The 11863-nt window shown below is 70.2% G+C and carries 14 protein-coding genes; 5 read left to right on the top strand and 9 right to left on the bottom strand.

Annotated features, from left to right (window positions below; genetic code table 11):
• Positions 1–304: 304 nt before the first annotated feature.
• On the top strand, positions 305–1102 hold the full coding sequence (locus tag EAT51_RS07200; protein ID WP_130519524.1) for an amidohydrolase: 798 nt from the start codon (positions 305–307) through the stop codon (positions 1100–1102).
• A 238-nt stretch (positions 1103–1340) separates the two neighbouring features.
• Positions 1341–2750, top strand: coding sequence for an oxygen-independent coproporphyrinogen III oxidase (gene hemN / locus EAT51_RS07205; protein WP_130561444.1), 1410 nt, complete (start codon positions 1341–1343; stop codon positions 2748–2750).
• Between the two features lie 67 nt (positions 2751–2817).
• Here hemN and EAT51_RS07210 read toward each other — a convergent pair whose 3' ends face one another.
• The 6 genes from EAT51_RS07210 to EAT51_RS07235 all read right to left on the bottom strand — a co-directional run bounded on the left by EAT51_RS07210 (position 2818) and on the right by EAT51_RS07235 (position 8227).
• On the bottom strand, positions 2818–3312 hold the full coding sequence (locus EAT51_RS07210; RefSeq protein WP_228257846.1) for a GNAT family N-acetyltransferase: 495 nt from the start codon (positions 3310–3312) through the stop codon (positions 2818–2820).
• A complete protein-coding gene (locus EAT51_RS07215) occupies positions 3309–3725 on the bottom strand; it encodes a hypothetical protein (protein WP_228257847.1) in 417 nt (138 codons plus the stop codon). The genes EAT51_RS07210 and EAT51_RS07215 overlap by 4 nt, the downstream gene beginning before the upstream one ends.
• A gap of 22 nt (positions 3726–3747) precedes the next feature.
• Positions 3748–5613: an ABC transporter ATP-binding protein gene (locus EAT51_RS07220; protein WP_130519528.1), complete on the bottom strand. Its 1866-nt coding sequence runs from the start codon at positions 5611–5613 to the stop codon at positions 3748–3750.
• A 110-nt stretch (positions 5614–5723) separates the two neighbouring features.
• Positions 5724–6206 carry an FKBP-type peptidyl-prolyl cis-trans isomerase gene (locus tag EAT51_RS07225; RefSeq protein ID WP_130519530.1) on the bottom strand — a complete coding sequence of 161 codons (483 nt, stop codon included), beginning with the start codon at positions 6204–6206 and terminating at the stop codon, positions 5724–5726.
• Between the two features lie 112 nt (positions 6207–6318).
• A complete protein-coding gene (locus tag EAT51_RS07230) occupies positions 6319–7056 on the bottom strand; it encodes a hypothetical protein (protein WP_130519532.1) in 738 nt (245 codons plus the stop codon).
• A 49-nt stretch (positions 7057–7105) separates the two neighbouring features.
• Complete coding sequence (locus EAT51_RS07235) at positions 7106–8227, bottom strand: cation diffusion facilitator family transporter (RefSeq protein WP_425478257.1); 1122 nt, start codon at positions 8225–8227, stop codon at positions 7106–7108.
• Here EAT51_RS07235 and EAT51_RS07240 point away from each other — a divergent pair.
• Positions 8226–8564, top strand: a complete 339-nt coding sequence (locus EAT51_RS07240; RefSeq protein WP_130519536.1) for a zinc ribbon domain-containing protein YjdM — start codon at positions 8226–8228, stop codon at positions 8562–8564. The two genes, EAT51_RS07235 and EAT51_RS07240, sit on opposite strands and share 2 nt — an antisense overlap.
• Positions 8565–8633: 69 nt before the next feature.
• On the opposite strand, the gene EAT51_RS07245 is transcribed toward EAT51_RS07240, so the two are convergent.
• Together EAT51_RS07245 and EAT51_RS07250 are read right to left on the bottom strand one after the other, a co-directional pair.
• Positions 8634–8894: a hypothetical protein gene (locus EAT51_RS07245; RefSeq protein WP_130519538.1), complete on the bottom strand. Its 261-nt coding sequence runs from the start codon at positions 8892–8894 to the stop codon at positions 8634–8636.
• Positions 8894–9076 (bottom strand): hypothetical protein, encoded by a 183-nt coding sequence (locus EAT51_RS07250; RefSeq protein WP_130519540.1) that lies wholly within the window; start codon positions 9074–9076, stop codon positions 8894–8896. The genes EAT51_RS07245 and EAT51_RS07250 overlap by 1 nt, the downstream gene beginning before the upstream one ends.
• A gap of 375 nt (positions 9077–9451) precedes the next feature.
• On the opposite strand from EAT51_RS07250, the gene EAT51_RS07255 reads away from it, so the two are divergent.
• Both EAT51_RS07255 and EAT51_RS07260 read left to right on the top strand, forming a co-directional pair.
• Positions 9452–9793 carry a RidA family protein gene (locus EAT51_RS07255; protein ID WP_130519542.1) on the top strand — a complete coding sequence of 114 codons (342 nt, stop codon included), beginning with the start codon at positions 9452–9454 and terminating at the stop codon, positions 9791–9793.
• Positions 9794–9840: 47 nt separating this feature from the next.
• Positions 9841–10398 (top strand): 2'-5' RNA ligase family protein, encoded by a 558-nt coding sequence (locus tag EAT51_RS07260; protein ID WP_130519544.1) that lies wholly within the window; start codon positions 9841–9843, stop codon positions 10396–10398.
• Here the strand turns inward: EAT51_RS07260 and EAT51_RS07265 are convergent, their stop codons facing one another.
• Positions 10399–11631 carry a TCR/Tet family MFS transporter gene (locus tag EAT51_RS07265; protein ID WP_130519546.1) on the bottom strand — a complete coding sequence of 411 codons (1233 nt, stop codon included), beginning with the start codon at positions 11629–11631 and terminating at the stop codon, positions 10399–10401. It abuts the gene before it with no gap.
• Between the last annotated feature and the right edge of the window lie 232 nt (positions 11632–11863).

An 11863-nucleotide genomic window follows, 5' to 3' on the forward strand; every position in this document is an offset into this window, starting at 1 on the left:
TTGCTTTGGCTTTCCCCGAGAAGAGCGCCCCCTCCCCAGCCCTCCCCTTGGCCTTCGGCCAAAGGGAGGGGGCAAAGGCGGGCGCCGCCTCGGGAACGCCTCAACCGTCGTTCCCCAGCAGGTGGAAACCCAGGGGCTTTCGCGGCAAGCGTGCAAGGCGCTGGATTCCCGCGCTCGCGGGAATGACGGGGAGGCGGTTCTTGAACGGCGAGGCATCGAAGCGGTCGACGCGTGATCGCGTCGTCCGGGTTGAGCGTAATCTTCAGGTCCAGACTCCCAAGCCCCCGTTCCGAAGAGCACGCCCATGCAAGACCTCCGCATTGCCCTGGTCCAGGGCGCGACCCGCTGGCACGACCCGGCCGGCAACCGCAGCTACTACGGCGAGCTGATCGCGCCGGCAGCCGGCAAGGCCGACCTGGTGATCCTGCCGGAGACCTTCACCAGCGGCTTCTCCAACGACGCCATCGATCGCGCCGAGGGCATGGACGGGCCGACCGTGGCCTGGATCGTCGAGCAGGCGCGGCAGCTGGACGCGGCGGTCACCGGCAGCGTGCAGCTGCGCACCGAGGAGGGCGTGTTCAACCGCCTGCTGTGGGCCACGCCCGATGGCGGGCTGTCCTGGTACGACAAGCGCCACCTGTTCCGCTATGCCGGCGAGCATCAGCGCTATGCGCCGGGCCGCGATCGCCTGAGCGTGGAATGGAAGGGCTGGCGGATCAATCCGCAGGTCTGCTACGACCTGCGCTTCCCGGTGTTCTGCCGCAACCGCTTCGATGTCGAGCGCCCGGGGCAGCTGGACTTCGACCTGCAGCTGTTCGTCGCCAACTGGCCCTCGCCGCGCCGCTACGCCTGGCAGACGCTGCTGCGCGCGCGGGCGATCGAGAACCTGTGCGTGGTGGCCGCGGTCAACCGCGTCGGCACCGACGGCAACAACCTCAGCTACGCCGGCGACAGCGTGGTGCTCGACGCCCTGGGCCAGCCGCTGGCCGAGGCCGATGCCGCCGAGGGGCTGACCTACGCCGCGGTCTCGGCGCAGGCGCTGCTGGCGCACCGCGCGCATTTCCCGGCGATGCTGGATGCGGACCGCTTCGAGCTGGCTTGAGGTGGGGGACGTCCCTCGCTTCTGGGCAGTTCGCTAGATTGAAGCGCAACCCCGTGCGCGTTGCCTTTTCCGCAGGCGCAGTTCGATTTCATCGCCCGTCTGCGGAAGGAAATTCAATTTCGCGCTTCCTCGCCCTCAGTTCGGGTAGGAACGGCGACCTGCCAAGACTGAAACGCAACCCCGCACCGGGTTGATCCAAGTCAAGGCGGCCCGCGCGCCGCGCCGCGACCATGGGCGCATGTATCCCGCCCTTCCCGAATCCGGCGACTGGTCCTTCGACGCCGACCTGCTGCGGCGCTACGGCGTCAATGGCCCGCGCTACACCTCCTATCCCAGTGCGCTGCAGTTCGATGCGGCGTTCGGTCCGGCGCAGTTCGCCGAGCAGGCGCGGCAGAGCAACGTGGGCCACTACTCGCGGCAGCTGTCGCTGTACGTGCACGTGCCGTTCTGCGCCAGTCCGTGCTTCTACTGCGGCTGCAACCGGGTGATCACGCGCAGCCCGCTGGCGGGCGATCGCTATGTGCGCCACCTGGAGCGCGAGATCGCGCAGGTGGCGGCGCTGTTCGAGCCCGACCGCGAAGTGGTGCAGCTGCACTTCGGCGGCGGCACGCCCAACTTCCTCGACGCGGCGCAGCTCACGCGCGTGGTGGACGGCCTGCGCCGCCACTTCCGCTTCAGCCAGGCGGCCGACCGCGACATCTCCATCGAGCTGGACCCGCGCACCACCACGCCGGCGCATCTGGCCGCGCTGGGCGCCTGCGGCTTCACCCGCGCCAGCCTCGGCGTGCAGGACTTCTCGCCCGGCGTGCAGCACGCGATCAACCGCGTGCAGAGCTTCGAGCAGACCTATGCGGTGGTCGCCGGCTGCCGCGCCCATGGCATCGGGTCGATCAATCTGGACCTGGTCTACGGCCTGCCGCACCAGACGCTGGAGGGCTTCGCCCGCACGCTGGACCAGACCCTGGAACTGCGTCCGGACCGGCTGGCCGTGTACGGCTATGCGCACATGCCCGCCCTGTTCCGCGCGCAGCGCCAGATCGACGAGGACGCGCTGCCCGATGCCGAAGGCCGCCTGGCGCTGCTGGAACTGGCGGTGCGCAGGCTGCGCGCGGCCGGCTACGAATACATCGGCCTGGACCATTTCGCCCTGCCCAGCGACGCGCTGTCGGTCGCGCTGCGCCGCGGCAGCCTGCACCGCAACTTCATGGGCTATACCACCCATGCGCAGACCGATCTGCTGGGCTTCGGCGTCAGCGCCATCAGCCATGTCGGCGACAGCTACAGCCAGAATCCGCGCGAGCTGCCCGCCTGGGAGGCGGCGCTGGACGCCGGCCGGCTGCCGACGATGCGCGGTGTGCTGCTGGACGAGGACGACGCCATCCGCGCCGATGTGATCCAGCGGCTGATGTGCGGCGGGCGGGTGGAGGCCGAACAGGTCGAGCGCGCCTGGAGCATCCGCTTCGACGACTATTTCCGCGACGAGATCGATGCGCTGGCCCCGCTGGTGCGCGACGGCCTGGTGCAGGTCGCACCCGAGGCCATCCAGGTCACCGCGCGCGGGCGCGGCCTGCTGCGCCTGGTGGCGATGCGCTTCGACCGCTACCTGGCCCAGGGCGGCCTGGAGGGGAGGCACTCGCGCGCGGTGTGAGGCCGGGCAGGGCAGTCTTCAACCCCGCCTGCACTGTTGCCCAGCGGCAACATGCGCGCGCCGCAGTTCAGATAGCTTTGGACGGCGCGCGCGTCACCACGAAGCACTTCTGCACGATGCCCGCCGGTTCCCGGTAGGTGCGGAACCCCATGGCCTCGTAGTAGCGCAGGCCTGCGGGATTGTCGGCACCGATGTAGGCATCGATCTTCTCCAGCCCTGCCGCGATGGCCGCCGCCCGGCTGACCGAGAACAGCGCCTTGCCGATCCCGAGCCGATGCGCCTGGGGGCTGATATGCGTGCCGATGATGCCCCAGCCCTCCGGGACGTCGTAAGGATTGCCCGCCGTGGCCCGGATCAGCGACTGGAAGCCGAGCACGCGCCCCCGCGCGTCCTGCGCGAGACTGCACTGGAGGCGCGCCGGGTGCTGGATGTAGCGGGCCAGCACCGTCTCCCGGTCGCTCGGACGCTCGCGGCCGGTGACGGCGATGATCTGCCGCAGCACCGCGCTCATGGCCTCGGCGTCCTCGACGCGCGCAGGCCGGATGCGCACCGGATCGGTCACGGCGTGAAGCTGAGCTCGAAGGACACAAAGAACGGCGCGCGCGGCGGGGCCAGCAGCACGCGGCCGCGCAGGAAGCGGTCCAGACAGATCGCCAGCGGCGTATCGCCCTTGCGCCAGGTGCGGGCGATGCCGCCGCGCGCATCCAGCCGGGCGACGATCACGAACGGGGTGGTGTCGGCCTTCGGCGAGGCGCAGGCGGCGACGCCGCGTTCGAGCGTGTCCTGCTGCGCCGCGCGCATGGCCTGGCCCAGAGCGGGCGGCAGCGAGGCCTCGTCGCGATCGGCCTGGGCCTTGGCCTGGGCGATGTCGGCCGGATTCCAGCCCTCGCTGCCCGGCGCCGGGGCCTGCGCCAGGGCGGGCAGGCACAGCAGGCAGGCCAGCAGGGCGGCGGTGCGGACGATGGTGGGTTGCATGGGAACTCCTCGAGCCAGGCGATCAACGATAGCCGGCGGCCTGCAGCTCGAACAGCTCCGCATAGCGACCGCCCTCGGCCAGCAGGCTCTCGTGGGTGCCGACCGCCTCGATCCGGCCCAGGTGCAGCACCAGGATGCGGTCGGCCATGCGCACCGAGGAGAAGCGATGCGAGATCAGCACCGCGGTGCGCTGCTCGGACAGTTCGCGGAAGCGCTGGAATACCTCGAACTCGCTGCGCGCATCCAGCGCGGCGGTGGGCTCGTCCAGGATCATCACCTGCGCCTGGCGCATATAGGCCCGGGCGATGGCGATCTTCTGCCACTGGCCGCCGGACAGGTCCACGCCGGTCTTGAAGCGCCGGCCGATCAGCTGTTCGTAGCCGCCCGGCAGGCCTTCGATCACCTGGTCGGCCAGCGCGCTGTGCGCGGCGGCGCGGATGCGCGGGGCATCGTCCATCGCCTCGATCCGGCCCACGCCGATGTTCTCGCTGGCGGTGAGGTAGTAGCGCACGAAGTCCTGGAAGATCACCCCGACATTGGCGCGCAGTTCGTCCAGGTCGTACTCGCGCAGGTCGCGCCCGTCCAGCAGGATGCGGCCTTCGTCCGGGTCGTACAGCCGCGCCAGCAGCTTGACCAGGGTGGTCTTGCCCGCGCCGTTCTCACCGACCAGGGCCAGCACCTCGCCGACCTTCAGCTCGAAATCCAGATGCCGCACCGCCCAGTGCTGCGCATCCGGATAGCGGAAGCCGACGTTCTCGAACACGAAGTCCTGCCGGATCGGCTGCGGGAAGGGCACCGGCTCGGCCGGCGAGGTGATCTCCGGCTGGATGGCGAAGAAGGAGAACAGATCGTCCAGGTACAGCGCCTGGCCTGCGACCTGCGAGAAGCCCACCAGCAGGCCCTCCAGCAGCTGGCGCAGGCGCAGGAAGCTACCGGCCAGGAAGGTCAGGTCGCCGATCGAGAAATCGCCCTTGACCGTGCGCCAGGCGATGTAGGCGTAGGCCACGTAGTAGCCCAGCGACCCAAGCGCTGCCAGCGCCGTGCCCCATAGCGCGCGCCGCCGCGCCAGCGCGCGGTTGGCGGCGAACAAGCTCTGCGCCAGGCTGCGGTAGCGCTCGATCAGGAAGCGGTGGAGGTTGAAGATCTTCACCTCCTTGGCGGTCTCGACGCTGGCGCCGGTCTGGCGCACGTATTCGAGCTGACGGCGCTCGGGCGTCCACTGGAAGTTGAGCGAATAGCCCACCGCGTTGAAGTGCGACTCGCCGACGAAGGCCGGCACCAGCGCCACCACCAGCAGCGCGATCAGCCACGGCGCATAGGCCAGCAGGCCGATGGCGAAGCTGATCACGGTGACGGTGTCCTGGACCTGGCCGAACAGCTGGCTGAGCAGGTTCATGCGGCCCATGGTCTGGCGCCGCGCGCGATCCAGCTTGTCCTGCAGCTCGGGGTCTTCGAAGTCCTCCAGATCCAGCGTGGCGGCGTGCTCCATCAGCCGGATGCTGGTGGCGTTGGTGAACAGCTCGGAGAGCAGCGTGTCGGCGTAGCTGATCGCCCGGCCCAGCAGGTCCGAGCCGATCGCCAGGATGAATTCCAGCGCCAGCAGTTCCATCAGCCGGGTGAGCCGGCCGCTGGACAGCGCATCGGCCAGCGAATCCAGCGGAATACCCGCGCCGACCAGGCGCACGGCCTCGTCGATGATCAGCTTGCCCACGTACAGCGCGGCGATCGGCAGCAGCGCCTTGACCAGGCGCAGGCCCAGGCTGCCCACGGTCAGCCACGGACTGGTCGCCCAGACCATGCGCAGGAAGGGCGGCACGTTGCGCATCGCGGCGAAGCGCTCGCGCAGGCTGGGGCGGGGGCTGGGCGAGACGGAGGCGGCAGGCGGCATGGCGCCATTGTGGCGCCGTGGCGATCACGACGACGAGAACCCCGCAAACGCCGACACCCCGGCGCGAGGGCCGGGGTGTCGGGATGCAGCGCGCCGCGATGGCGGATGGATCAGTGGTGCGCGCCGCCCGGGCCGTGCACGTGGCCGTGGCTGAGTTCCTCGGCCGTGGGCTCGCGCACATCGGTCACCTCGACCGCGAAATGCAGGGTCTTGCCGGCCAGCGGGTGGTTGCCGTCGACGGTGACCTCGTCCGGGCCGACCTGGACCACGGTCACCACCAGCGGGCCATGCTCGCCATGGGCCTCGAACTGCATGCCCGGGATGATGTTGGCGCCGGTCGGGAACGCGCCCAGCGGCACCACCTGCTGCAGCTGCTCGTGGCGCGGGCCGTAGCCCAGCTCGGGCGGCACGTCGACCTGGACCTTGTCGCCGACCTGCTTGCCGGTGAGCGCGCTCTCCAGGCCCGGCACGATGTTGCTGGCGCCATGCAGATAGCTCAGCGGCGTATCCGGCGCGGACTGGTCGATGACGCTGCCGTCGTCGCCGGTGAGGGTGTAGTGGATCGTGGCCACGCGGCCATCCTGGATTTCCATGAAAAACATCCGTGAACGGTTGAGGGGAGCACGTCGGTGGCTTCACGACGCGAAGGAGAAGGACACGCCACTACCCTAGGCAAAAGCCGGCGCCGACACAACCGCAGCCCGTTCATTTATGCGCGTCGACCGGATAGACCGTGGCGATGCCGCAGCCGCCCGCGCGCAGCGGCTGCGCGAAGCCTTGCGGGCGCGCATCGCCCAGCACCACATCGCCGGGATTGCCGCAGATCATGCCCAGGTCCAGGCCCGAGCGGAACGCGAGCGCCGGGCTGCGCTGCAGCATCGGACAGCTGCCGGTGAGCTCGACCCGATACCAGCGATGCCCACCCGGATGGCGGCGCGAGACCTCCACCAGCAGCCCGTCCGGATCGCTCGACCAGGACCGCAGGTAGCGCGGTGCGAAGCAATAGCTCGGTGAGCCCCGGAAGCCGGCGCCGCGCTGCGGGCCGATCACCTTGACCGGATCGAGCGTGGCCATGGCGTCCCGATCGGCCTGCTGCATCAGCCGCGCATGGGCCTTGGCGTCCAGCGGCTCGACGGCGGCGACCGCGCAGCGTCGCCCGTCGACCTGCACATAGGCCGGTGCGCCGTTGCAGATCCAACCCTGTGCGCCGAACAGGCGCGCGTCGGCCGCGGCGTCCGCGCCGGGGCAGTCGGACTGCAGCCCGAGCCGGTAGGGCTGGCCGTCGTGCGCGACGATGGCCAGCGTGCGTGCATCGACCTGGCGGACCTCGGTCATCCGGCGCGCATCCAGGCAGCCAGGCGCCGGTGGCGTGCGTGCGACCTCGGCCGCGCGCGCGGCGCAGAAGGGCAGGCTCAGCAGCCACGCCAGCAGGATCGGGCGCATTGCATCGGTCCTTGATGGAAGCGTAAGAGGCGGGCGCCGCCGTTTTACCTCATTGCGCGGCAGGGGCCAATGCGGCGCGGCGCGCGCGGTAGACCGCCTCGGTCTGCGGCTTGATGAACAGCGCCACCAGCTCCGGATAGCGCGCCTTGACCGCCGCCTCGATGCGGGTCACGCAGGCCTCGATCTGCTCGGTCGTGCGCGTGTCCTCGAACTCGGCGCTGAGCGTGGCCAGCACCTGGTTGGGCCCCATCTGGATGGTGGTCACGCCGTTGGCGTTGCCCACCTCGGGGTCGGCGTTGGCGATCTCCAGGATGCTCTTGCCGATGCCGGGCTGAGCCGGCTCGCCGATCAGCAGGCCCTTGGTCTCGCGCGCCAGCATGAAGGCGGCCACCGCCAGCACCGCGGCGATGCACAGCGAGGCCACCCCGTCGAGCACGGGCATGTCCAGCACCTGCGCGGCGACCAGGCCCACCAGCGCGAAGCCCAGACCCAGCAGCGCGGCGCTGTCTTCCAGCAGCACGGTGAAGGTGGACGGATCCTTGCTGCGGCGGAAGGCTTCGAAATAGCCCAGCTCGCCCTTGGTCGCGCGGAACTCGCGCAGCGCCACCCACCACGAGCCGCCCTCGAACAGCATCGACACGCCCAGCACGATGTAGCTCACCAGATGGTTGCTGGCCGGCTCGGGCTGACGGATATGCGCGATGCCTTCGTAGGCCGACACGCCGGCGCCGGCGGCGAACACCAGCAGCGCCACGATGAAGCTCCAGAAGTACAGCTCGCGCCCGTAGCCGAACGGGTGGGTGGGATCGGCCTGCTTCTCCGCGCGGTGCAGGCCGTAGAGCAACAGCACCTCGTTGATGGTGTCCACCAGCGAGTGCACGCCCTCGCTGAGCATGGCCGAGCTGCCCGACAGCCACGCCGCGATGAACTTGGCCACGGCGATGGCCAGATTACCGGCCAGCGCGGCATAGACGACAAGACGGGAGCCGGAGGGCTTGGCCATGGGCGGCGGTGCGATGCGGGTGGGGCTTGCATGTTGGTCATCTCCGCGTCCCCTGCGCGTGAGCGCACGCGCGCAGGGCGACGTCCGGGAGGGGGGGCGGGTGCGGGGGGAGTGCGGCCCAGGTCGTACAATGGCGCTTTCTCCTTCTTCGCTGGTTCTGCGCCTCATGCCCACCGCCCCCGCCTGTCCGCAATGCACCCTGGACAACACCTACGTCGATGGTGCGCAGTGGATCTGTGCCGACTGCGGCTACGAGTGGTCGGCCGAGGCCGCCACCGCCGATCAGGCCTTGGTGGTACGCGATGTCAACGGCAACGTGCTGGCCGCCGGCGACACGGTCACGGTGATCAAGGACCTCAAGGTCAAGGGTTCCAGCATCCCGCTCAAGCAGGGCACGGTGATCCGCAACATCCGCCTGGTCGAGGACGACGCCGAACACATCGAAGGGCACTCGGACAAGATCAAGGGCCTGGTGCTGAAGACCTGCTTCCTGCGCAAGGCCTGAGCGCGCGTTCGCACATTGCGTGCGTGGCGCGCTCGGTAAGGCACCGCTGCGGAAATCCCTCCACCGTCGTTACCGCGAAAGCGGGAACCCAGCGACTTTCGCGCGAAAGCCTCGAAGGCGCTGCATTCCCGCGTTGGCGGAAAAGACGGAGTTCTTCGGGGAACGATGGATCCATCGATCTCTCGAGGCGCGATGCGCGAGGCGCAACCCACCGGCGCATTTGCCCGTCTCGCGCCGCAGCGACGCGAAGCACTCTTTCCCGGTTTCCAGCATCACAAAAAACAACAGGCCGCTCGCGCGGCCTGTCGGATCATCCGGGATGCTGCCCATCAGGTGCCGTCTTCGGGCACTTCCACCTTGGTCAGCACGCGGGTGTTGCCGAGTTTCTCGATGCGGCCGCCGGCCTTGCGGAAGGCGGCCAGGTCGGCCTGGATGCGCTCGTGGGTCAGCGGCGCGCTCTTGTCGGAGGCGCGGGGCTTGCTGGCGGCGATCTTGGAACTGGTGCGGGGCATGAAGCTCTCCTTCGTCGTGGAGCGGCGGGGGCGCTGCGACCCGCCCTCGTGGCGAGAGGATCGGCCGCAGTGCGCGGGTGCAGGTGTCGAATCCGATATGCGGCCAGTCGCCGGTCAAGGCAAGGTGAGCCGCAGGGGGACAGGCCGAAGCCGGACAGGGACTGCGTCGGGAGGGCCGGGAGCGGGGCGGACCCGGCCGGTCGCAGGCGCCGGTGGGCGGGGAAGCACAGTCCGGTGCGTGCGATTCGTGGAACAAGATTAGTGTATCACACTTTGTGTTCCACGGCTCTGGCGCCGCCTGAAGGCCCGCGGCGGCTTGGCAGCGCGGTGATGGCCGGGTAGCGTGGCGCGCCCCCTCTGCGATGAGCATTCACGATGATCCAGCGTTTCGATACCGGTCCGCGCATGTCCGAGATGACCGTGCACAACGGCGTGGCCTACCTGGCCGGGCAGATCGCAGAAGGCGGCGGCGACATCGCCGCGCAGACCGGCGAAGTGCTGGCCGCCATCGACGCGCTGCTGGCGCGCGCCGGCACCGACAAGTCCAGGATCCTGCGCGCCGAGATCTTCATGGCCGACCTGGCCGAGTTCGCCGGCATGAACGCGGTCTGGGAAACCTGGGTGGTGCCCGGCCATACGCCGGCCCGCGCCACCGTGCAGGCGCGGCTGGCCGATCCGGCGTGGAAGGTCGAGATCGTCGTCACCGCCGCGGTCTGAGGCCTGCGCGGCCTCGCGCCGACAGCCGATCCTAAGACCTTGCCACGATGCAGGACGACCTTTTCGCCCGACCGGCCGCGCCGCCGCCGAGCCTGTTCTTCGCGCTGCTGCCCGCGGCCGGCGACCAGGCGCCGCTGGAGGCGGCGCTGCAGGCGCATGCGCCGCGCTTCGAGGGCTTCAAGCCGATGCGCGCGGCCAAGCGCCACGTGACCCTGCTGTACCTGGGCGAACCGTTCGACGAGCAGATCCCCGGCCTGGTCGAGGGCGCACAGCGCGCGGTGGCCGGCGTGCAGGGGCAGGCCTTTGTGCTGAGCCTGGACCGGCTGGCGGTGTTCGGCCGCAACGCGGTGGTGCTGGCCGCCTCGCAGACGCCGCCGGCGCTGGCCGCGCTGGAATCGGCGCTGCGCGCGGCCGCCACGCGCCAGCGCATCGTGCTGGCCAAGTCGCCGCCGCTGCATCCGCATCTGACCCTGGGCCACAACGACGGCAAGCGCCTCGCGCCGGAAGCCTGCGCGCCGGTGCGTCTGGCCTTCGATGCCTTCGTGCTGCTGCGCGGCGGCCAGCGCGAGGCCTACGTCGAACTCGGCCGCTGGGCGCTGGGCTGATCAGCCCGTCGGCGCGCGCTGGCGCCGGGCCACCGCGATCCCGGTCAGCGCGGCCGCAGCCAGCACGCCGGCGGCGATCAGGAACGGTGTGCCGATGAAGGGCAGGGCCGCCTCGGGCCCCACCGACCGGGAATACACCCAGCCGAAGAACACTGGCGAGACCACGCCCGCGATCGCGCCGACGCTGTTGTTGGCGCCCTGCAGCTGGCCCTGTTCGGACTCGGACACGCGCTGGGTCATCAGCGACTGGATGGTCGGCATCGCCAGCCCCCACAGCGCGTTGGGCAGCATCGCGGCGACGAACAGCCAGCCGGTCGGCGCCAGCCCCATGCAGGCGATGCCCAGCGCGCCGAAGCACAGGCCGATGATCATCGTGCGGCGATCGCCGAAGCGGCGCACCGCCGGGCCGGTCAGCGTGCCCTGCACCAGCATGTCCAGCGCCCCGACCATGGCCAGCAGCAGACCCACCTGCCAGGCGCCCCAGCCGTAGCGGTCGGCCGCGTACAGCACGAACACCGCCGAGAACACGTGGTGGGCGAAGTACAGCAGGAAGTTCACCACCGCCAGGCCGGTCAGCTCCTGGTGCGAGCGCAGCAGGCGCAGCGCGCCCAGCGGATTGGCGCGCGACCAGGAGAAGGCCATGCGCTTGTCCGGCGCCAGCGATTCGGGCAGCACGAACGCGCCGTAGGCGAAGGCCAGCGTGCTCATCGCCGCCGCCGCCCAGAACGGCGCGCGCGGCGACCATTCGCCCAGCACGCCGCCCAGCAGCGGGCCGGCGACGAAGCCGGCGCTGAAGGCCGCGCCGATCAAGCCGTAGCCGCGCGCGCGGTTCTCCGGCGTGGTGATGTCGGCCATGTAGGCATAGACGGTGGTGAAGCTGGCCGTGGTGATGCCCGAGACGATGCGCCCGGCCGCCAGCCACCACAGGTTGGGCGCCAGGGCCATCAGCAGGTAGTCGATCGCCAGGCCCGCGGTGGACAGCAGGATCACCGGACGGCGGCCGTAGCGGTCCGACAGCGAACCCACGATCGGCGAGACCAGGAACTGCATCAGCGCCCACAGCGCCACGAACACGCCATTGATCAGCCCGGCGCGCGCATTGGAGCCGGAGAACTGCTCGATCAGGTGCGGCAGCACCGGGATGATGATGCCCATGGCCACGATGTCGAGCATCGCGGTGACCAGGATGAAGGCGACGGCGGCCTTGCCGGCACGGAAGGCGGGAAGCGGCATCGGGAAGGCTCGCGTGGTGCGCCGCGGGGTGGAAGGACGGGCGGCGGGCGGCGCGATGGTAACCCGCCTAGATGGCCGCGGTGCCACGCGGGCGCTGGGATTTTTCCCACGCCCGGGCACGGCGCGCGGCGATGGCGCGCCGCGCCCACTGGACGCACGCTGGCGCCAAGGACTCAGGCAGGACGCCAGCCGATGCAATGGACGCAGGCCACCACCAACGTGCGCCCAGGAT

It is taken from the genome of Pseudoxanthomonas winnipegensis (assembly GCF_004283755.1).
Lineage (GTDB): Bacteria > Pseudomonadota > Gammaproteobacteria > Xanthomonadales > Xanthomonadaceae > Pseudoxanthomonas_A > Pseudoxanthomonas_A winnipegensis.